Consider the following 20338-nt stretch of genomic DNA (forward strand, 5'->3'; position numbering starts at 1 on the left):
GGATGCCTCCCCCGCGCCGACTAGCGTGAACGCATGGCAGACCGCGAATACGGCTTCAAGACGCGTGCGATCCACGCGGGAACCATCCCCGACCAGGTGACCGGCGCGCGTGCGCTGCCGATCTACCAGACGAGCGCCTTCGTCTTCGACGACACGTCGGATGCCGCGGCCCGGTTCGCCCTGCAGAAGTACGGCAACATCTACTCGCGCCTCGCGAACCCGACGGTCGCGAGCTTCGAGGAGCGCGTCGCGAGCCTCGAGGGCGGCCTGGGCGCCGTCGCGACGGCATCGGGCCTGTCGGCGCAGTACATCACCTTCGCGTCGCTCGTCGGAGCCGGCGACCACATCGTCGCCTCGGCGAACCTCTACGGCGGCTCGATCACGCAGCTCGACGTGACCCTGCGCCGCTTCGGCGTCGAGACCACGTTCGTGGCGAGCGCCGACGCCGAGGACTATGCGGCCGCGATCACCGACAAGACCAAGGCGCTGTTCGTCGAGACCATCGCGAACCCGTCGGGCGAGATCGCCGACCTCGAGGCGCTCGCCGACGTCGCGCACGCCCACGGCATCCCGTTCATCGTCGACTCGACGATCGCGACGCCGTACCTCAACCGTCCGATCGAGTGGGGCGCCGACATCGTCACGCACTCGGCGACGAAGTTCCTCGGCGGCCACGGCACGACGCTCGGCGGCGTCGTCGTCGAGTCGGGCCGGTTCCACTGGCACTCCGAGAAGTTCCCGCTGTTCGGGCAGCCGGTGCCCAGCTACGGCGGCCTCGAGTGGTCGGGCAACTTCGGCGAGTACGCGTTCCTCACGCGCCTGCGGGCGGAACAGCTGCGCGACATCGGCCCCGTGCTGGCGCCCCACTCGGCCTTCCTGCTCGCGCAGGGCGTCGAGACGCTGCCGTACCGCATCCAGGCGCACATCGACAACGCGCGGGCGGTCGCCGAGTGGCTCGAGCAGGACCCGCGCATCGAGCGCGTGTTCTGGGCCGGCCTGCCGAACCACCCGCACCACGACCGCGCGCAGAAGTACCTGCCGCTCGGCCCGGGCTCGGTGTTCAGCTTCGAGGTGAAGGGCGGCCGTGCCGTCGGCCAGAAGCTCATCGAGTCGGTGGACCTCGCTTCGCACCTCGCGAACATCGGCGACGCGAAGACGCTCATCATCCACCCGGCGTCGACCACCCACGCGCAGCTCACCGAGCAGCAACTCGTCGACGCGGGCGTCCTGCCCGGCGTGGTGCGACTCTCGGTCGGCATCGAGGACGCCGACGACATCATCTACGATCTCGACCAGGCGCTCGACGCCGCTACGGGAGGTGCACGATGACCCTGACGACGGATGCCGCCGCCACCGGCACGACGACCGAGGCCGACCTCGAGACGGTCCGCTTCGCGAACGGGCTCTCGTGCGAGCTGCCCGCGAGTTCGCCCCTCGCGAAGCTGCTGAAGTCGCAGCGCACGTGGGCCGGGCCCGACGCGAAGCAACGCCTGCGCATCCTGAACGCGGCGAAATCGGTCGCGATCGTCGGCGCCTCGCCCAAGCCCCAGCGATCCAGCTACTTCGTGGGCACGTACCTGCAGCAGTCGAGCGACTACCGCCTGTACTTCGTGAACCCGAACGAGTCCGAGATCCTCGGTGAACCGGCGTACGCGAGCCTGAAGGACCTGCCGGAGGTGCCCGACATCGTCGTGGTGTTCCGCCGCGGCAGCGACATCCCGCAGGTCATCGACGACGTGGTCGCCGCCGGCGCCAAGACCATCTGGGTGCAGCTCGGCATCTGGAACCAGGACGCCGCCTACTACGGCGAGGAGCAGGGCCTGACCGTCGTCATGGACCGCTGCATCAAGGTCGAGCACGCCCGTTTCCATGGCGGCCTGCACCTGCTCGGCTTCGACACCGGCCAGATCACGAGCCGCAAGACCATCCGCTGACGCGGGCATGCCCCGCGACCTCGAGTTCTCGACCGATCCGGAGCGCCTCGATCGGCAGTTCGTGCACCGGATGCTCTCCGAGCACGCGTACTGGGCGCTCGGCCGCACGCGGGAGACGCAGGATGCGGCGATCGACGGGTCGCTCAACATCGGCGGCTACGACCGGGCGACCGGTGGGCAACTGGCGTACGCGCGGGTCGTGACCGACGGGGTCACCTTCGCGTGGCTGTGCGATGTGATCGTCGACCCCGGCGCGCGCGGCGACGGCATCGGGGTCGCGCTCGTGGACTTCACGCTCGCCGAACTCGACCGTCGAGGCGTCCGCCGTGTCGTGCTGCGCACGGGCGACGCGCACGAACTCTACCGACGGTACGGATTCGGGCCGATCGAACGACCCGACGACTGGATGGCGCGGACCCGCGCCTGATCACTCGGGCGGCGCCGCCGGCGCCTGCACCGACTCCTTCCGGCACCGTGGTGACCGGATGCCCCGGCCGACCCGGGCTTGACCGCTCGAGCGCGGCGAGCCGCTCGTCATGACGAACCCGCCGGTAGGCTCGACCGCGTGCCGACCGCCGCCGAAACCGTCCGGGTGCGCGTGCTGGGCCCGGTGCGCGTCGCCGATGCCGACGGCAGGCTCGTAGAGCCGCCCGGCGCGCGGCTGAAGGCCCTCGTCGTCGCCCTCGTCGTGCTCCCCCGGCACCCCGGCGGCGCGATGTCGGACCCAGTGTCGACGGCCGGGCTCATCGACGAACTCTGGGGCGACGAGCCACCTCGCGACAGCCGCGCCGCGCTCCAGACGCTCGTGTCGCGGTTGCGGCGGATCGCGCCGTCTCTCGTCGTGTCGACGGCCGCGGGATACGCGCTCGGCGCCTCCGCCGACGAGGTCGACCTGTTGCGCGCCGAGGCGGCCGCCACCGGGGCCGCAACCGACGGCGGACTCGGCGGCGGAGCCGGACTCGACGCCGCGCTGGCGCTCTGGCGGGGCGATCCGGGTGCCGATCTGGGCGAGGCCCCCGTCGTCTCGGTGCTCGCCGACCGTGCCGGCGCGGTCCGCGACGAGCTCCTCGAAGCGCGGGCTCGGGCGCGTGCCGCGGCCGGCGACCACGACGGGGCGCTCGCCGACCTCGAACCGCTGCTCGCGGCGCATCCGTTCGACGAGCAGCTCGCGCGAAGGCACCTCGAATGGCTCGCGGCATCCGGTCGCGGCGCGGAGGCGGCGGCGGCGTTCGCGACGTTCCGCGCCCGACTGGCCGACCAGTACGGCACCGATCCCGGTCCTGAGCTCATCGCCGCGCACGCGCGGATCCTTCGCGACGCCGGCTCACCGCCGGCCGGCGCCGACCCTGAGATGCCTGTCCGCATCGGGCTGCGCTCGGCGCCCAACGAGCTCATCGGTCGCGGCGACGACCTCGATCGCGTGCGCGAGCTCCTCGCCGCGCACCGGCTCGTCACCCTGCTCGGTGCCGGGGGGCTCGGGAAGACGCGCCTCGCGCAGGCTGTGGCGGCGAGCTCGACCGCGCCGGCCGTCGTCGTGGTCGAGCTCGCGAGCATCCGCACGGATGACGACGTCGCACTCGCGCTCGCCACGACGCTCGGCGTGCGCGACTCGGGTACCGCGACGCGGCTCGCCGACGGACGTGCGCCCGACGTCCGGCGGCGCATCGTCGACGAGCTGGCCGAGCGGCCGACCCTGCTCGTGCTGGACAACTGCGAGCAGGTGATCGGCGGTGCAGCGCAGTGGGTGTCGGAACTGCTCGCCGACGCGCCGGAGCTCCGCGTCCTCACGACCAGCCGCAGTCCGCTCGCGATCGGGGCCGAGCACGTGTACCCCCTGTCGCCCCTCTCCTCTGCGCCCTCCTCGGCATCGCCCGACGAGGTCCCGCCCGACGCAGCCCCGCCCGGCGGGGCGGCGCACGATGCCGCCGGCCCGGCCGTGCGGCTGTTCCTGGAGCGCGCGCGTGCGGTCCGCCCGACCGCAGACCTCCCCGTCGACGCCGTGGCCCGACTGTGCGATCGCCTCGACGGGCTGCCGCTCGCGATCGAGCTCGCCGCCGCGCGCATCCGATCACTGACGGTGGAGCAGATCGAGACCCGGCTCGCGAACCGGTTCGCGCTGCTCGACACGGGCGACCGTGCGGCGCCTGAGCGCCAGCGCACGCTGCTGGCCGTCATCGAGTGGAGCTGGGCGCTGCTCTCGCCCGGCGAGCGCCGCGCCCTGTTGCGCCTGTCGTGGTTCGTCGACGGGTTCGACCTCGATGCGGCGTCGGCGGTGCTGGCGCCGGACGACGCGTTGCGCGCCGTCGACGGCCTCGTCGGGCAGTCGCTGCTCGGCGTGCGCGAGGACGCCGCGGGCGCGGTCCGCTACCGGATGCTCGAGACGGTGCGCGAGTTCGGCCGGATGCGCCTCGCGGAGGACGCGGCCGAACAGGACGCGGTCGCCGGCGCCGTCGACTCGTGGGCCGTCGCGCTCTGCCGCCGCGCGGTGGTCCGGTTGCGCGACCGCCGCCAGCTCGAGGCGATGGCCGAACTGGTCCGCGAGGAGGACAACCTCGTCGACGTGATGCGGGGGGCGATCGAACGCCGTGCCGCCCCCGTCGTCTTCGACGTGTTCGCCGCGCTCGGGCTGTTCTGGACCCTGCGGACCGCGCACACCGAGGTGATCGCGTTCAGCGAGCCGGTGCTCGATGCGACCCGGGGTGCACGTCCGGCGTCCGGCGCCGCGACCGGACCGGCGCTCGCACTGTGCCTCATCGCGATGACCGGCCTCGTGGTGCGTGAGCGCTTCGGGCTCAGGGCGCTCGTTCGCCTCCGCAAGCTCGACGCGACGGCCGGCGGGTTGCCGGCGTGGCTCGCGGCGACGATGGGGTTCCTGCGGGAACTCCCCGACTTCGACCGGGCCGGGCGCGAGGTCGAGGCGATGACCGGGTCGGCCGACGACGCGACGGCGCTCCTGGGCAATCTCGTGGCGGCGCAGTTCGCGGAGAACGACGGCACCCCCGAGCTCGCGATCCGGCGGGCGACCCGGGCGTACGAGCTCGCGGTGCGCACCGGCGACGTGTGGGCCGAGGCGATGGTCGGCATGATGCTCGCCCAGCTCGAGTCGCAGAGCGGACGGCCGGAGTCCGCGCTGGTCGGGGCGCGTCGGGCGCGCGAGCAGCTCGAACGCATCGGCGCCGAGCAGGACCTGCACCAGGCCGACTGGACCATAGCCGCCGCGCTGTTGTCGGCCGGTCGCCCGGCGGAGGCGGCGCCGCTGCTGGCAGCGCTGCATGCCGGCCGCCATGATTCGCCCGACGGCGTCGAGATGAGCCGGATCGCGGCCCTGGGAGAGGTCGAGCTCGCCAGGCTGGAGGGCCGGACCGCCGACGCGGAGGCGACGGCGCGGAACCTCGTCGACGAGTTCGGCCGGGCCGGGCTCCGCGGCTCTCCGTGGTTCCTGCTGACGCTCGCGACGTTAGTCGCGGCCGGGGTCCGCGACGGGTGGGAAGACGCCACCGTCGCCGCGTGGGCGGATGCGCTGCGACGGCGGGCGGCCGCGACGCTGCGAGCGGATCCGCAGCTGATCGACAAGCCGATCCTCGGTTCGATCCTCGCCGGGTGGAGCACGTGGGCGGTGGGGCATCCGTCGCTCGCCGATCGCGCGACCGAGCTGTTCACGCTCGCCGAGGCGCTGCATGCCAGGCAGGACCTGCCGGCGCTCGATCTCGACGGCATCGCGTCGGTGGTCGTCGCGGCGGTCGGCGTGGAACGGCTCGACGAGGCCCGGCGACGCACCGCGGCGCGATCCGCCGCCGAACGCGCGGAACGGGCCGCCGACCTCGTCAAGCGGCCCGTCCGCGCGGGCTGACGGCATCCCGCGGATGCCCGGCATCACGCCTTGCGCATGTACGCCTTCACCGTCAGCGGGGCGAACACCGCGACGATCACGGCCGCGCCGACGAGCGACCAGCCCGCGTCGGCGCCGATGCCGGCCCCGTTGACGAGGTCGCGCACGGCGGTGACGAGGTGCGACACCGGGTTGATGTCGGCGAACCAGGCCAGTGGCGCGGGCATCGTCGACGGGTCGACGAACGCGTTCGAGAGGAACGTGAGGGGGAACAGCACGATCATCGAGATGCCCTGCACGCTCGACGCGCTGCGGGCGATGACGCCGAAGAAGGCGAAGATCCACGACAGGCTCCAGGCGCACACGATCACGAGCAGCGACGCCGCGACGACGCCGAGCATCCCGCCCTCGGGGCGCAACCCCATGACGAACCCCATGGTGAAGGTCAGGGTCGTCGCGATCAGGTAGCGCACGGTGTCGGCGAGCAGTGCGCCCGAGAGGGGCGCGATGCGGGCGATCGGCAGGGACCGGAACCGGTCGAACACGCCCTTCTCCATGTCCTCGCGCAACTGCACGCCGGTGACGATCGACGTCGAGATGACGGTCTGCACGAGGATGCCGGGGATGATGACCGGCAGGTAGCTCTGCACGTCCCCGGCGACGGCGCCGCCGAAGATGTAGGTGAACATCACGGTGAAGATGATCGGCTGGAGCGTCACGTCGAACAGCTGCTCGGGGGTGCGCTTGATCTTGAGGAGGCCCCGGTGGGCCATTGTGAGCGTGTGCGCGAGGGTCTCGCGCAGGCCCACCCGGTTCTTCAGGTCCCGCTGTGCGGCCGGGACGATGCCGGTGGCGGCGATGGCGCTCATGCCCGGCTCCCTTCGTATTCGACGGATGCCTCGGGCTCGGCGCCCGACGCGCCGGCGGCGTCGTCGTGGTCGACGCCGTGGCCGGTGAGGGTGAGGAAGACCTCGTCGAGGGTCGGCTTCTGCACGCTCATCTCGGCGAGGTGGATGCCCGCGTCCCTGAGGGTCACGAGCAGGTCGGCGACCCGGTCGGCGTCCTGCATGGGCGCGGTGACGCGCGCGGCCTCGGGCGAAACGGTGGCACCGACGCCCAGCACGCGCTCGATCGCGACGCGGACGTCGTCGATGTCGGCCGGCGACTCGGGTCGCAGGTGCAGTGTCGACGTGCCGACGGACGCCTTGAGCTCGTCTCCGGTTCCCTCGGCGACGACGTGGCCGCGGTCGATCACGGCGATGCGGTCGGCGAGCTGGTCGGCCTCGTCGAGGTACTGCGTCGTGAGCAGCACGGTCGAGCCCGAGGCCACCAGCCGGCGGATGGTGTCCCACATCTGCGCGCGGGTGCGCGGGTCGAGGCCCGTGGTGGGCTCGTCGAGGAAGATGAGGGGCGGCTGGGCGATGAGGCTCGCCGCGAGGTCGAGTCGGCGACGCATGCCGCCCGAGAACTGCTTGAGCGGCCGCTTGGCCGCCTCGGTCAGGCTGAACTCCTCGAGGAGCTCGGCGGTCTTGCGCTTCGCGTCGCGAGCAGACAGGCCGAGGAGCCGGGAGAACAGCATGAGGTTCTCGTTCGCCGAGAGCGTCTCGTCGACGGAGGCGTACTGGCCGGTGACGCCGATGAGCTGGCGGACGACCTGGCTCTCGCGCTGCACGTCGTGGCCGAAGATCCGGGCGGAGCCCGCGTCGGGGCGCAGCAGCGTGGCGAGCATCGAGATGGTGGTGGTCTTGCCGGCGCCGTTCGGGCCGAGCACGCCGTAGACGCTGCCGGTCGCGACGCGGAGGTCGACGCCGTCGACGGCGCGGTTGCGGCCGAAGACCTTGACGAGGCCGTCGGCTTCGACGGCCCAGCGGCCGTCGCGGGATGCGGATGCGGTCATCGCGATCCCCTTTCGTTCGTGGTGGGCTCCCGTGGTGCGGGAGCGGTACCGGGCCTCCCGGTTCACGGGAGCGGTACGTCACGAACGAGTGTGCGCGGGGTCGCTGGCACGGCACTTGCACCGCGCTGACATGGCGCTGACACGGCGCCGTCACGGCGCCGGTGGGCCACGCCGACGCGCCGGATGCCCCGACCGCCCCGGGCCTGAACGGCTCGAGCGCGGCCGGGGCGTCCGGGTCGCGGGGCGGCGGCGCGTCAGTGGTCGCTGCGCTCGACGGCGACCTCGTTGCCGTCGGCGTCGATGAGCTTGCCGCCGACGTAGGCGTCGCCCTCCTCGAGCGCGTCGAGCTGCTCCACCCGGATGCTGCGCGTCGGTGCTGCGGCGAACACCGAGGGCCTGCGCGGCGTGCCGAACTTCAGGTGGTTGAACAGCAGGTTCAGGAGGATCGCGACGACCGCGGCCGAGCTGATGCCCGAGTCGAAGATGATGCGGAACCACTCGGGCATGCCGTGGTAGATGCCGGGCGCGGCGATCGGGAGCATGCCGAACCCGATGGCCGACGCGACGATGACCAGGTTCATGTTGCCGCGGTAGTCGACCTTCGCGAGCGTGCGGATGCCGCTCGCGGCGACGCTGCCGAACAGCACGATGCCGGCGCCGCCGAGCACGGGCGGCGGGACCGCGGCGACGACGCGGCCGAGGACCGGCAGCAGGCCGAGGATCACCAGGACGACGCCGCCGGCGGTGACCACGAAGCGGCTCTTCACGCCGGTGATGGCGACGAGGCCGACGTTCTGCGCGAATGCGCTCTGCGTGAACGAACCGAAGATCGGCGACACCGCGCTCGACAGCATGTCGGCCCGCAGGCCCGCGGCGATGCGCTTGGAGTCGACCTTGGTGCCGATGATCTCGCCGACGGCGAGGATGTCGGCGGTGGTCTCGGTGAGGGTGACCAGGATCACGATGAGCATCGAGATGATCGCGGCGATCTCGAACGTCGGCAGGCCGAACGCGAACGGGGTCGGGAGCGCGAAGATCGGTCCGTCGCCGACGCTCGAGAAGTCGGCGATGCCGAGCGCGGCGGCGACGATGGTGCCGACGACGATCGACAGCAGGATCGACAGGCGCGAGATGGCGCCGACGCCGATCTTGCTGAGCACCAGCACGACGACGAACGTCAGGCCGGCCAGGCCGAGGAAGGCCGGCGAGCCGTAGTCGTCGGCCGACGGGTTGCCGCCCTGCGCCCACATGGCGGCGACCGGGATCAGCGTCAGGCCGATAGTGGTGATCACCGACCCCGTCACGACCGGTGGGAAGAACCGGATGACGGTGGCGAACACGGGCGCGATCAGCAGGCCGATGAGGGATGCCACGATCACGGAGCCGAATACGGCTGGGAGTCCGCCGCCGCTGGTGACGATCGCGCCCATCGTCGCGACGCCGGAGAACGACACGCCCTGCACGAGCGGCAACTGCGAGCCGAACCACTTCACGCCGACGGTCTGGAGGATCGTGGCGAGTCCGCCGACGAACAGGCAGGCGGCGATCAGCACGCCGATCTCGGCCTGGTCGAGGCCCGCGGCCGACCCGATGATCAGCGGCGGCGCGATGATGCCGCCGTACATGGTGAGCACGTGCTGGAGTCCGTAGGCGAAGGTCATGCCGATCGGCAGGCGCTCGTCCTCGGGGCGGGCGACGCGTTCGGCGGTGCGCTCGGTTCTCTTCATGTCGACCTCTTCGTCGTTCGGGCCGCCTCCGGCGGCCGGGTGGTGATGCTGGTGCGTTCGGTTCGGTTGGTGCGTCTCGTTCGGTGTCGGTCAGGTGGTCTGGTCGGGTGCTCGGGTCAGGTGGGCCGGTTCGGTTCGGATGCCCCTCCGCTCACCCGTGCCGGGCGAGCAGGTCGCTCGCGGCCTCGGAGTGGTGGGCGATCAACTGCTCGAGGTCGAGGCCCTCGATCGCCCCGTCGACGACGCGCCACCGGCCGCCGACCATGACGCGGTCGGCGCGCTCGGCGCCGCAGAGCAGGAGGGCGGCGACGGGGTCGTGGCTCCCGGAGAAGCGCAGGTCGTCGAGCGTGAACATCGCGAGGTCGGCCTGCTTGCCGGGTGCCAGCACGCCGAGGTCGGAGCGACCGAGCGCGCGGGCGGAGCCCGCGGTCGCCCAGCCGAGCGCGCGCTCGGGCGTCACGCTCGCGGCGCCGTAGCGCAGTCGCTGCAGGTAGAGGGCCTGGCGGACCTCCTGGATGAGGTTCGAGCCGTCGTTGGACGCGGAGCCGTCCACTCCGAGCCCGACCGGAGCTCCGGCCTCCTCGAGTTCGACGGCGCGGGCGATGCCCGATGCGAGCCGCATGTTCGAGGTCGCGCAGTGCGCGACGGCGGTGCCGGCCGCCCCGAGCCGGGCGATCTCGGCGTCGTCGAAGTGGATGCCGTGGGCGAGCCACGACCGGTCGGAGAGCCATCCGACGCTCTCGAGGTAGTCGACGGTGCGCAGAGCGAAGCGCTCGCGGCAGAAGTCCTCCTCGTCGAGCGTCTCGGCGAGGTGGGTGTGCAGGCGCACGTCGAGCCGTTCGGCGAGCTGTGCCGTCTCGCGCATGACCTCGGTCGTGACGGAGAACGGCGAACAGGGTGCCAGGCCGATCTGCACGAACGCGCCGTCGCCGCGCTCGTGGTACGCGCCGATCAGCCGCTCGCTGTCGGCGAGGATCGTCTCGGCGTCCTGCACGGTGGTCTGCGGCGGCAGCCCGCCGTCGTCCTCGCCGAGCGACATGGATCCGCGCGTCAGGGTGGCGCGCATGCCGAGCCGCCTCACGACGTCGACCTGGACGTCGATGCCCTGTTCCAGACCGTCGGGGAAGAGGTAGTGGTGGTCGGCCGCGGTCGTGCAACCCGAGAGCAGCAGTTCGGCGAGCGCGGCGGTGGTCGCGAGCTCGAGGTCGCGCGGCGTGAGGCCGGCCCAGACGCCGTACAGGCCCTTCAACCAGGGGAAGAGCTCGGCGCTCACGACGGGCGTCCAGGCCCGGGTGAGCGTCTGGTAGAAGTGGTGGTGCGTGTTGATGAGGCCCGGGATGACCACGTGCCGCGAGGCGTCGAACACCTCGTCGACGGGGTGCGTCGGCTCGGAGCCCCTCGGCACGACCTCGACCACCTCGGCCCCGCGGATCACCAGGCCGGCCGAGGCATCCGCGTCGTCGCCCGTGAAGATGCCGAGCGGCTGCTTCAGCCAGGTCGTGGTGGGGGTCATGCAGCGGCTCCGATCCGGTGGTGCGTGGTGCGAACCGGAGGCCGGCCCGCGCGGGGGCCAGCTCAGTGATGCCCTGTCTGCTGATCCAGGTCCCTCCCGCGCTGGAAGGTGCATCCAGAAGTACCATCGGCTTCACCGCGCCGTCAATAGTTTTTCACAGGCCGAATGTCTTTTTTCACATTGTGGATATCTTGAATGGATCCAATCACGCGCCACGTCGATACGATGAATCGACGTGGCCAGCTACACCGATCTCCTGAAGACCCCGGGCGTCGCGCGAATCATCGCGGCGCAGCTGACCGCGCGCTTCCCCAGCGGCATGCTCTCGCTCGCGTTCCTGCTGCACGTCGAGCAGCAGACCGGGTCGTACGGCTCCGCGGGGCTCGTGCTCGCCGCGACCTCCATCGGCCAGGCGGTCGCCGGACCCCTCACCAGCCGCCTCATGGGGCGGTTCGGCATGCGGCCGGTGCTGATCCTCACGCTCGCCGTCTGCGCGACGGCCGTCGTCGCGATCGCCGTGCTCCCGCTCACCGTGCCGCTGTACATGACGATCGGGCTCGTCTGCGGACTCGCCACCCCGCCCGTGCAGCCGGCCGTGCGCACCATCTACCCGAAGATGGTGAACTCCCGGCAGCTCACCCCGCTGTTCTCGCTCGACGCCTCTGCGCAGGAGATCATCTGGGTCGTCGGCCCCGTCGTCACCACCTTCATCTCGACGCAGATCGGCACGACGTGGGGCATCCTCGCCGCCGCGGCAATGATGATCGGCGGCGGCATCTGGTTCATCGCCTCCCCCGAGCTCGGCCGCGTGCGCATCCCCCGCTCGAAGCGCCGGTTCGGCGTCGTGCTCACGCGGCCGCCGGTGCTGCTCGCCACCGTCGTCGGATTCCTCCTCATCGCAGCGTGCGCGGCGATCGAGGCCGGCGTGGTCGCCGTCTTCGGCCACGACGGCGCCGAGGCCGGCATCGTCCTCGCGATCTTCTCGGTCGGCAGCCTCGCCGGCGGCCTGCTGCTCGGCCACACGCCCATCGGGCCCTGGTCGACCGCGCGCCGCATGGCGATCGTCATGGTCGGCACCGTCGTCGCCGGGTTCGGCATGAACTTCCCGTGGCTGTCGGTGTCGCTGTTCATCGCCGGCATCGGCATCGCGCCCGCGCTCGCGGTGCTGTTCGCGATCGTCTCGGCGAGCGTGAAGTTCTCCGACACCGCCGAGGCGTACGGCTGGGTCGGCACCGGACAACTGATCGGCGCGGCGATGGGGTCGGCGCTCGCCGGGTTCCTCATCGACGAGTTCACCGCCGTCGGCGCGTTCTGGGCGGCCGCCGGGTTCGCCGTGGTCGGCGTGATCGTGCCGGCCGTGTTCGTGCGCTGGCATCCCGACCTGCGCGGCCGCGACGCGAGCCCGCTGCCCGACACCGAACCGGTGGAGATCACGCCGACATGACCGGAGCCTCCATGCCACCGCGCCCGTCCACCCCGCCCCCGTCGCCGCTGCTGCCGCTCGCCGACGGCGCAGCCATCCCCCAGCTCGGCTACGGCCTGTACAAGGTGCCGGCCGCTGACGCCGGCGCGCTCTGCCGCTCCGCGATTGAGATCGGCTACCGCCACCTCGATACGGCCGCGTTCTACGGCAACGAACGCGAGACCGGGCAGGCCGTGCGCGAGGCATCCGTGCCGCGCGACGAGCTGTTCGTGACGAGCAAGGTCTGGAAGGACGACAACGGCTACGACTCGACGCTGCGCGCGTTCGACGAGTCGATGCAGCGGTTCGGCCTCGACGCGCTCGACCTGTACCTCATCCACTGGCCCGTGCCGTCGACCGACCGCTACGTCGACACCTGGCGCGCGCTCGTGCGGCTGCAGCAGGACGGACGCGTGCGGTCCATCGGCGTCGCCAACTTCCACGCCCACCACCTCGAGCGCATCATCGGGGAGACCGGCGTCGCCCCGGTGGTCAACCAGGTCGAGCTGCACCCCTGGCTGCCGCAGACCGCGCTCCGCGCGTTCCACGACGCGAACGGCATCCGCACCGAGGCGTGGTCGCCGCTCGCCCGCGGACGCATCCTCGACGACCCGACGCTCGCCGCGATCGCCTCGAAGCACGACCGTTCGGTCGCGCAGGTGACGCTGCGCTGGCACGTGCAGCTCGGCAACATCGTCATCCCGAAGGCGTCCTCGCCCGAACGCCAGCGCGAGAACCTCGACGTGTTCGACTTCGCGCTCGACGATGACGACCTCGCCGCGATCGGCACGCTCGAGAGCGGCGAGCGGACGGGGCGCGACCCCGAGTTCGACTGACGCCGGACGACGGATGCCGCCGTCCGGCGGCCCGGCGAACGTGCGGGTCCCGAGCTTCGTTGGGGCCGTTCGACGACTCCCAGCGAACCGCAACCCGACCGTGACCGGACTCCCAGTCCGCCCCCAGACATCGACGTCCGACCCGGCCCTAGCCTGACCGCATGACTCGACGACTCGCATCCGCGGCCGCAGCCGCCGCGCTCCTCGCCCTCCTGCTCGCGGGCTGCTCCGCGGGCGCCGGTTCGGATTCCTCGGCGCCGATGTCCGGCACGGCCGAGCACGCCCCCGCCGAGCCCGGGGACGGCGGCGGTTCCGCCGAGGGGTTCGTCGCCACGGGCGAGGCAGCCGCCGACGAAGCTGCCGGGGCGTCCGACGCCGACCGCAGCGTGATCCGCACCGGCTCGATCTCGATCACCGTCGACGATCCGATCGCGTCCGCCGACGACGTGGCCGACCTCGCGACCGGTGCGGGCGGTCGCATCGACCAGCGCACCGAGCAGCCCGGCACCGACGGCATGACGGCGAGCGCCGACCTCGTGCTGCGGATCCCGGTCGACGGCCTCGACGCGGTCGTCGACGACCTGCGCGAACTCGGCGAGGTGAACCGCATCGCGCTCGAGGCATCCGACGTGACGCAGCAGCGTGAAGACCTCGACGCGCGGATCGAGGCGCTGGGCGCCTCCGTCGACCGGCTCACCGCACTGCTCGGCCAGGCGACGACGACCGCCGACCTCATCGAGATCGAGTCCGAGCTCACGACCCGGCAGGCCGAGCTCGACAGCCTCACCCAGCAGCGCGACCTGCTCGTCGACCAGGTCGAGTTCTCGACGCTGTCGGTCTCGCTCGTCACCGAGGAGCAGGCGCCGGATGCCCGCCCCGACACGTTCCTCGACGGTCTCGCCGCGGGGTGGGAGAGCCTCATGGCGTTCGGCGCGGGCCTGCTCGTCGTGCTCGGCGTGCTGCTCCCGTGGATCGGCCTGCTCGCACTCGTCGCGGCGATCGTCGTGGGCGTCGTGCTGCTCGTGGCCCGCGGACGGCGGCGCCCGCCGCAGGCGTAGGCTGACGCCGTGACCGCTGCGACGTCGCCCATCGAATCCGTGCTCACCGTCGACCTGCTCGACCGGATCCGCGAGCGGGCGGCCGACCTCGACGAACGCAACGCCTTCTTCGACGAGGACCTCGCCGACCTCCGTGATGCCGGCTACCTTCGCGCCCTCGTGCCCGAATCGCTCGGCGGACTCGGCTGGAGCCTCGAGGACGCGGTGCGCGCGCAGATGCGGCTCGGCGGCGCGGCGCCGGCGACCGCGCTCGCGATCAACATGCACCTCGTGTGGACGGGAGTCGCGAAGGTGCTCGCCGACCGCGGGGACGACACGCTCGGGTTCCTGCAGCGCGAGGCCGCAGACGGCGAGGTCTTCGGCTTCGGCATCTCGGAGGCCGGCAACGACCTGATGCTCTTCGGGTCGCGCACGGTCGCGGAACCGCAACCGCGCGGCGGCTACCGGTACACCGGTCGCAAGATCTTCACGTCGCTGTCGCCCGCGTGGACCAGGCTGGGCACGATGGGCCTCGACACCGCGTCGGAGGACGCCCCGAAGATCGTCTACGGGTTCATCGACCGCGAGGACCCCGACGTGAAGGTCCTCGACGACTGGAACACGCTCGGCATGCGGGCGAGCCAGAGCCGCACGACGGTGCTCGACGGCGCATTCGCCGCACCCGACCGCATCGTGCGCCGACTCGACCCGGGGCCCAACGCCGACCCGATGGTCTTCGGGATCTTCGCCTGCTTCGAGCTGCTGCTCGGCGCGGTCTACACCGGCATCGGCGCCCGGGCCCTCGAGCTCGCGATCGCCGCCGCAAGGCGGCGCACGTCGATGAAGCACGACGGCAGGCCGCTCGCCGACGACCCCGACATCCGGTGGCGGATCGCGGATGCCGCGCTCGCGCACGACGCGATCGAGCCGCAGCTGCGCAGCCTCGCGCGCGACGTCGACGATCTCGCCGACCACGGCGCGTTCTGGTACGCGAAGCTGTCGGGCGCGAAGGTGCGGGCGACCGAGACCGCGAAGCACGTCGTCGACCAGGCGGTGCGCGTCGCGGGCGGCTCGAGTTACTTCGCGGGGAACGAGCTCGGTCGCCTGTACCGCGACGTGCTCGCGGGGATCTTCCACCCCTCCGACGACGAGTCCGCGCACGCGACGATCGCGAATGCGTGGATCGGCCCGGTGTCGCAGGGCTGACCTGCGCCGCGTCCGCATCCGCCCCGTGGACCGCGCCTCGATAGACTCGGGATCAGGACCGCGCCGACGCACCCGTCAGGCGCCGACAGCGCTGCTGGAGGGCTTCGTGAACACCATCCTGTTCCTCATCACCATGGCGATCTTCGTCTTCGGCATGTGGCTCATGGGCAACGCGTCCCACATCGCGGGCTTCGAGGCGATCATCTTCATCGCCGGCATCCTCTGCATCGCGATCGCGATGGCGATCCCGATCAACGTCCTCGGCCGCGGCGCCAAGGGCAACTGATCGGTGGTCTCGGGAATCCCCGTCGCCGACACCCGCGTCACCTATCCGACGGGTGAGGTGCACGCCCACGCCCGAGTCGTCGCGGTCGTCCCGGTGGCCGCGTCGGGCGAGTCGGGAGCTGAGCACGTCGCCGTCGTGACCGACGTCACCAGCATCCATCCGGTGGATGCCTCGTGGCCCGACCAGCCCGCCGACCGCGGCGGGCTGCGCACCGCCGACGGCACCGCCCTGCCCTTCGTCGACGCCGTGGTCGCCGCGACCGACGGGGCGGAGCTGCACCTCGGCGGAGATATCCCGGTGCGCAAGGGCACCGAGGGCTGGGCCTTCGTCGTCGCCCACCTGATCGACTCGGCCGACGCGGCGCGAGTCGCCGTCGGCGACGACGTCGACCTCGAGGCGGATGCCGCCTACCGCCGCGCCCTCTCGGTCGGGCACACCGCGTGCCACCTCGCCTCGCTCGCGCTGAACCGCGCACTCGCCGACCGTTGGAGCAAGGACGCGCGGCCGGATGCGCTCGGCGCGCCCGACTTCGACGGCGCGGCGATCGAGTCGTCGCGCATCGCCCCCGACGGCTCCGTCGACCGCTTCCGCCTGAACAAGTCGTTGCGGCGGGCGGGCTTCGACACCGCGAGCCTCGTGGACGCCTCCGACGCCGACCTCGCGGCACTCGCGGCACTCGTGAACGCGACGCTCGCGACCTGGACGGGCTCGGGCGCGGCGATCCGAATCGACCGCGACGGTGAGGGGCTCACCGACCGGCGCCGATGGATCGCCGAACTCCCCGACGGCGTCGCGAGCATCCCCTGCGGCGGCACCCACGTCGGCTCGGCCGACGACCTCGGCGAGGTGCGCGTTTCGTTCGAACGCGTCGACGACGGCGGCACGCCGGTGCTCGTGATGACGACTTCGGCGGCACCGCGCGGATAGTCCACGCCTCCACGTGCCCGGGCAACCTCCCCGCGGGGTTACGATGACGGGCGTGGGAATTCGCATCGAGAAGGTCGACCTGCCGGGCATCGGCATCCGGCACGACCTGGTGACCGAGGGCGGTCGCCGGATCAGCGTCGTGTCGCACCGCGACGGGGAGCGCGACCTCGGGTTCTTCGACGAGGACGATCCCGACGCGTGCCGCGACTCCATTCCGCTCAACGACGACGAGGCGGCCGCGCTCGCCGACGTGCTGGGCGCCTCGGTGATGCTGTCGCGACTGACGAGCCTGTCCGACGAGACCGCGGGCCTCTACACCGAGCAGATCGCACTGCCGACCGATTCGCCGTACCTGAACCGCACGCTCGGTGACACGAAGGCGCGCACCCGGACGCACGCGTCGATCGTCGCGATCGTGCGCGACGGCACGGTCATCCCCTCGCCGACTCCCGCGGAGCGGCTCCGCGCGGGCGACGTCATCGTGGTCGTCGGCACACGTGAAGGACTCGACGGGGTCTCCCGCCTGCTCGCCAACGGCCCAGACTGACCGGCGGCGGCATGCACGAGACCACGCTGCTCCTGATCGAAGTCGGCGCGCTCCTCCTCGGCATGAGTCTGCTCGGGCGCCTCGCCGGAATCCTCGGCATCTCGGCGATCCCGTTCTACCTGCTCCTCGGCCTGTGCTTCGGCGACGGCGGATTCGTCCCGTTCGAGGCGAGCGAGGAGTTCTTCCAGATCGGATCCGAGCTCGGCGTCATCCTGCTGCTCGCCCTCCTCGGTCTCGAGTACACGGCCGACGAGCTCTTCGGGAGCCTGAAGTCGTCGCGCACCGCGGGCATCGTCGACGCGTTGCTGAACGCGGTGCCGGGTGCAGCCCTCGCGCTCCTGCTGGGCTGGGGACCGATCGCGGCCGTGGCACTGGCCGGCGTCACGTGGGTGTCGTCGTCGGGCGTGATCGCGAAGCTCATGCGCGACCTCGGCCGCCTCTCCAACCGCGAGACCCCCGGAGTCCTCGCGATCCTCGTGATCGAGGACCTCGCGATGGCGTTCTACCTCCCGATCCTGTCGGCGCTCGTCATCGGCGTGAGCCTGTGGCAGGGTGTGGTGTCGGTCGCGGTCGCCGTCGCGGTGGTGAGCCTGATCCTGTTCATCGCGCTGCGGTTCGGCGGGTTCATCTCGAAGCTGTTCCCCGCCGACCAGTACGAGCCGCTGCTGCTCGGCGTGCTCGGCCTCACGATGCTCGTCTCGGGCCTCGCGGCGGAGGTGAACGTGTCGGCCGCGGTCGGTGCGTTCCTCGTGGGAATCGCCCTGTCTGGCCGGGTCGCCGAGAACGCGAGCCAGGTGCTGACCCCGTTGCGCGACCTGTTCGCGGCGATGTTCTTCGTGTTCTTCGGCCTCACGACGAACGCGGTGGACCTGGTGGACATGCTCCTGCCCGCGGCGGCGCTCGCGCTCGTGACGATCCTCACGAAGCTCGCGACCGGGGTCTTCGCGGCACGGCGCGCCGGGGTCGGCACGCTCGGCCAGTGGCGCGCCGGCTTCGCACTCGCGCCGCGCGGCGAGTTCTCGATCGTGATCGCCGGCCTCGCGGTCGGCGCCGGGGTGGCGCCGCAGCTCGCGCCGCTCGCGACCGCCTATGTGCTGTTCACGATCTTCGCCGGCACGTTCCTGGCCCGCCTGCCCGACGCGGACTGGTTCCGCGAGGCGGTGCGCCGGCGGCGTGTGGCGAAGACGGGCTGAGCGTCACCCGACCGCGTCGGATGCCTCCCCGCCAGCCACGGCATCCCGCTCGGCGAGCAGCTCGCGCACGCGGGGCACGACCTGCGTGGCGTACCGCTCGATGCTGCCGAGCATCGCCTCGTGCGGCAGGGTGCCGTTCGAGTACTTGAGGTCGAAGCGGCTTGCGCCGATCGCCTGCACGGCACCGGCGATCTTCTGCGCGACGGTCTCGACCGACCCGGCGTAGAGCGCGCCGTGCCGGGCCTCCTGCTCGAAGTGCGCCCGCGAGGTCGGCGCCCACCCGCGCTCGCGGCCGATGCGGTCGATGATCACCTGGTAGTGCGGCCAGAGGGTGTCGAGCGCCTCCTCGTCGGTGTCGGCGACGAAGCCGGGCGAGTGGATCGCGATGGGCTGGAGCGGATGTCCGAACTGGTCGAGCGCGCGGCGGTACAGGTCGGCGAGCGGCGCGAACCGCGCGGGCGAGCCGCCGATGATGGCGAGCACGAGGGGCAGCCCGTAGTGGGCCGCGCGGACGACCGACTCCGGGCTGCCGCCGACGCCGACCCAGGTCTTCAGCGGGCCGTGCTCGACGGTGGGGTACACCGAGAGCCCGTCGATGGGCGGGCGCAGCGTGCCGGCCCACGTCACGGGCTCCTGCGGCAGCAGCGCCGCGAACAGCTGCAGCTTCTCCTCGAACAGTTCCTGGTAGGCGCCGAGGTCGTAGCCGAACAGCGGGAACGACTCGATGAACGACCCTCGCCCGAGGATCACCTCTGCACGTCCGCCGGAGATTCCGTCGAGGGTCGCGAACCGCTGGTGAACGCGCACCGGGTCGTCGGAGCTCAGCACGGTGACGGCCGAGCCGAGGTGGATCCGCTCGGTGCGCGCGGCGATCGCGGCGAGCACGACCTCCGGTGCCGAGACGGCGAATTCGTGGCGGTGGTGTTCGCCGACGCCGAAGAAGTCGAGGCCGAGCCGGTCGGCCAGCTCCGCCTCCGCGACGACGTTGCGCAGCACCTGGGCCTGCGACAGCAGTTCGCCGTCCGGGCCGACGGTCACGTCCCCGAAGGTGTCGAGGCCGAATTCGACGTGCGTCATCGATGTGTCTCCCCCACTTGCGCGGTCAATTCCATGTTCATGCATCGATATGCTCGAACGGGCGGCCGTTCGAGACTATTCCCGGCGCGGCATCCGCGGCCAGTCGTCGCCGGCTCGGCGCCGGTGAGAGGATGCCCTGGGGAATGCCCGGCTCGCCTAGGGCGTTGTGCGGGAGGTGGAACTGGTGAGGGACAGACCTGTGGTCGGCATCTTCGGCGCCGGCAAGGTCGGCACCGCGCTGGCCCGACTGCTGCTCGCCTCGGGGCACCGCGTGCTCATCGCCGGTTCGCCCCGACAGACCGCGCTCAGCCTCGTCGTCGACGTCGTCGCTCCCGGCGCCGAGGTCGCGACGCCCGAGGCGCTGGTCGAGGCATCCGACGTCGTGATCCTCGCCGTGCCGTTCGGCAAGGTCGCGACCGTCCCGTGGCCGCTGTTCGACGGTCGCGTCGTCGTCGACGCGACCAACTACTGGCCGCCGATCGACGGGAACCTGCCCCAGGTCGACGACGATCCGCGCTCGACGAGCGAGATCAACGCGGCCCGCAACCCGGCGGCGCACGTCGTGAAGAGCCTCAACCACCTCGGCTACCACGACATGGAGGACGACAGCATGCCGGCCGGCTCGCGCCTGCGCCGTGCGCTCGCGGTCGTCGGCGACGACGACCACGCGCGCCACGTGCTCGCCGCCATCATCGACGCGATCGGCTTCGACCCGGTCGACGGCGGCGCCCTCAGCCACGGCGTCGCACTCGAGCCGGGTCATCCGGCGTTCGGGCAGGCGCTCTCGGCGGCCGAACTCGGCGTGCTCCTCACCCCGGTCGCGGGCGACCGCGACGCGGCCTGACGAACCCGGCCCACCGCCGACGT

The 20338-nt window shown here is 71.9% G+C and carries 18 protein-coding genes; 13 read left to right on the forward strand and 5 right to left on the reverse strand.

Annotation, left to right across the window (positions count from 1 at the left end):
* The first annotated feature begins 33 nt into the window (after positions 1-33).
* From ELQ40_RS12785 to ELQ40_RS12800, 4 genes are all read left to right on the forward strand, one after another.
* On the forward strand, positions 34-1329 hold the full coding sequence (locus ELQ40_RS12785; protein WP_127794032.1) for an O-acetylhomoserine aminocarboxypropyltransferase/cysteine synthase family protein: 1296 nt from the start codon (positions 34-36) through the stop codon (positions 1327-1329).
* Positions 1326-1934 carry a CoA-binding protein gene (locus ELQ40_RS12790; protein ID WP_127794033.1) on the forward strand — a complete coding sequence of 203 codons (609 nt, stop codon included), beginning with the start codon at positions 1326-1328 and terminating at the stop codon, positions 1932-1934. Before ELQ40_RS12785 ends, ELQ40_RS12790 begins: the two co-directional genes overlap by 4 nt.
* 7 nt (positions 1935-1941) lie before the next feature.
* Positions 1942-2361 carry a GNAT family N-acetyltransferase gene (locus tag ELQ40_RS12795; protein WP_127794034.1) on the forward strand — a complete coding sequence of 140 codons (420 nt, stop codon included), beginning with the start codon at positions 1942-1944 and terminating at the stop codon, positions 2359-2361.
* A gap of 138 nt (positions 2362-2499) precedes the next feature.
* Positions 2500-5784, forward strand: coding sequence for a BTAD domain-containing putative transcriptional regulator (locus ELQ40_RS12800; protein ID WP_127794035.1), 3285 nt, complete (start codon positions 2500-2502; stop codon positions 5782-5784).
* Positions 5785-5807: 23 nt separating this feature from the next.
* Here the strand turns inward: ELQ40_RS12800 and ELQ40_RS12805 are convergent, their stop codons facing one another.
* The 4 genes from ELQ40_RS12805 to ELQ40_RS12820 form a co-directional block, all read right to left on the reverse strand.
* Complete coding sequence (locus ELQ40_RS12805) at positions 5808-6632, reverse strand: ABC transporter permease (protein WP_205649342.1); 825 nt, start codon at positions 6630-6632, stop codon at positions 5808-5810.
* Entirely contained in the window at positions 6629-7660 is a 1032-nt protein-coding gene (locus tag ELQ40_RS12810) for an ATP-binding cassette domain-containing protein (protein WP_127794036.1), read from the reverse strand. Before ELQ40_RS12810 ends, ELQ40_RS12805 begins: the two co-directional genes overlap by 4 nt.
* Positions 7661-7914: 254 nt before the next feature.
* The gene (locus tag ELQ40_RS12815; RefSeq protein WP_127794037.1) at positions 7915-9387 is read right to left on the reverse strand and encodes a nucleobase:cation symporter-2 family protein; all 1473 of its coding nucleotides are present in this window, start codon (positions 9385-9387) and stop codon (positions 7915-7917) included.
* A gap of 151 nt (positions 9388-9538) precedes the next feature.
* Positions 9539-10900 (reverse strand): 8-oxoguanine deaminase, encoded by a 1362-nt coding sequence (locus ELQ40_RS12820; protein ID WP_127794038.1) that lies wholly within the window; start codon positions 10898-10900, stop codon positions 9539-9541.
* A 235-nt stretch (positions 10901-11135) separates the two neighbouring features.
* Here ELQ40_RS12820 and ELQ40_RS12825 point away from each other — a divergent pair, with 235 nt between their 5' ends.
* The 8 genes from ELQ40_RS12825 to ELQ40_RS12860 all read left to right on the forward strand — a co-directional run bounded on the left by ELQ40_RS12825 (position 11136) and on the right by ELQ40_RS12860 (position 18394).
* On the forward strand, positions 11136-12344 hold the full coding sequence (locus tag ELQ40_RS12825; protein ID WP_127794039.1) for an MFS transporter: 1209 nt from the start codon (positions 11136-11138) through the stop codon (positions 12342-12344).
* Positions 12341-13198, forward strand: a complete 858-nt coding sequence (locus ELQ40_RS12830) for an aldo/keto reductase (protein WP_240665789.1) — start codon at positions 12341-12343, stop codon at positions 13196-13198. The genes ELQ40_RS12825 and ELQ40_RS12830 overlap by 4 nt, the downstream gene beginning before the upstream one ends.
* A gap of 161 nt (positions 13199-13359) precedes the next feature.
* A complete protein-coding gene (locus tag ELQ40_RS12835; RefSeq protein ID WP_127794040.1) occupies positions 13360-14256 on the forward strand; it encodes a DUF4349 domain-containing protein in 897 nt (298 codons plus the stop codon).
* Positions 14257-14265: 9 nt separating this feature from the next.
* Positions 14266-15441, forward strand: coding sequence for an acyl-CoA dehydrogenase family protein (locus tag ELQ40_RS12840; RefSeq protein ID WP_127794041.1), 1176 nt, complete (start codon positions 14266-14268; stop codon positions 15439-15441).
* Positions 15442-15547: 106 nt separating this feature from the next.
* On the forward strand, positions 15548-15727 hold the full coding sequence (locus ELQ40_RS12845; protein ID WP_127794042.1) for a hypothetical protein: 180 nt from the start codon (positions 15548-15550) through the stop codon (positions 15725-15727).
* A gap of 3 nt (positions 15728-15730) precedes the next feature.
* A complete protein-coding gene (locus ELQ40_RS12850; RefSeq protein WP_127794043.1) occupies positions 15731-16654 on the forward strand; it encodes a metal-dependent hydrolase in 924 nt (307 codons plus the stop codon).
* A 52-nt stretch (positions 16655-16706) separates the two neighbouring features.
* Positions 16707-17201: a cation:proton antiporter regulatory subunit gene (locus ELQ40_RS12855; protein ID WP_127794044.1), complete on the forward strand. Its 495-nt coding sequence runs from the start codon at positions 16707-16709 to the stop codon at positions 17199-17201.
* An 11-nt stretch (positions 17202-17212) separates the two neighbouring features.
* Positions 17213-18394, forward strand: coding sequence for a cation:proton antiporter (locus ELQ40_RS12860; protein WP_127794045.1), 1182 nt, complete (start codon positions 17213-17215; stop codon positions 18392-18394).
* 3 nt (positions 18395-18397) lie between these two features.
* Here the strand turns inward: ELQ40_RS12860 and ELQ40_RS12865 are convergent, their stop codons facing one another.
* Complete coding sequence (locus tag ELQ40_RS12865) at positions 18398-19471, reverse strand: LLM class flavin-dependent oxidoreductase (RefSeq protein ID WP_127794046.1); 1074 nt, start codon at positions 19469-19471, stop codon at positions 18398-18400.
* A 184-nt stretch (positions 19472-19655) separates the two neighbouring features.
* Here ELQ40_RS12865 and ELQ40_RS12870 point away from each other — a divergent pair, with 184 nt between their 5' ends.
* Positions 19656-20315, forward strand: a complete 660-nt coding sequence (locus ELQ40_RS12870; RefSeq protein WP_164863584.1) for an NADPH-dependent F420 reductase — start codon at positions 19656-19658, stop codon at positions 20313-20315.
* Positions 20316-20338 lie beyond the last annotated feature (23 nt).

It is taken from the genome of Agromyces sp. LHK192, assembly GCF_004006235.1.
GTDB lineage: Bacteria > Actinomycetota > Actinomycetes > Actinomycetales > Microbacteriaceae > Agromyces.

What these genes read in the sequence shown, in the direction of transcription:
- ELQ40_RS12795 (WP_127794034.1), top strand. Translation starts at nt 1,942, where the DNA reads ATGCCCCGCGACCTCGAGTTCTCGACCGATCCGGAGCGCCTCGATCGG.
- ELQ40_RS12805 (WP_205649342.1), bottom strand. Translation starts at nt 6,632, where the DNA reads ATGAGCGCCATCGCCGCCACCGGCATCGTCCCGGCCGCACAGCGGGAC.
- ELQ40_RS12810 (WP_127794036.1), bottom strand. Translation starts at nt 7,660, where the DNA reads ATGACCGCATCCGCATCCCGCGACGGCCGCTGGGCCGTCGAAGCCGAC.
- ELQ40_RS12860 (WP_127794045.1), top strand. Translation starts at nt 17,213, where the DNA reads ATGCACGAGACCACGCTGCTCCTGATCGAAGTCGGCGCGCTCCTCCTC.
- ELQ40_RS12820 (WP_127794038.1), bottom strand. Translation starts at nt 10,900, where the DNA reads ATGACCCCCACCACGACCTGGCTGAAGCAGCCGCTCGGCATCTTCACG.
- ELQ40_RS12865 (WP_127794046.1), bottom strand. Translation starts at nt 19,471, where the DNA reads ATGACGCACGTCGAATTCGGCCTCGACACCTTCGGGGACGTGACCGTC.
- ELQ40_RS12790 (WP_127794033.1), top strand. Translation starts at nt 1,326, where the DNA reads ATGACCCTGACGACGGATGCCGCCGCCACCGGCACGACGACCGAGGCC.
- ELQ40_RS12785 (WP_127794032.1), top strand. Translation starts at nt 34, where the DNA reads ATGGCAGACCGCGAATACGGCTTCAAGACGCGTGCGATCCACGCGGGA.
- ELQ40_RS12830 (WP_240665789.1), top strand. Translation starts at nt 12,341, where the DNA reads ATGACCGGAGCCTCCATGCCACCGCGCCCGTCCACCCCGCCCCCGTCG.
- ELQ40_RS12835 (WP_127794040.1), top strand. Translation starts at nt 13,360, where the DNA reads ATGACTCGACGACTCGCATCCGCGGCCGCAGCCGCCGCGCTCCTCGCC.
- ELQ40_RS12815 (WP_127794037.1), bottom strand. Translation starts at nt 9,387, where the DNA reads ATGAAGAGAACCGAGCGCACCGCCGAACGCGTCGCCCGCCCCGAGGAC.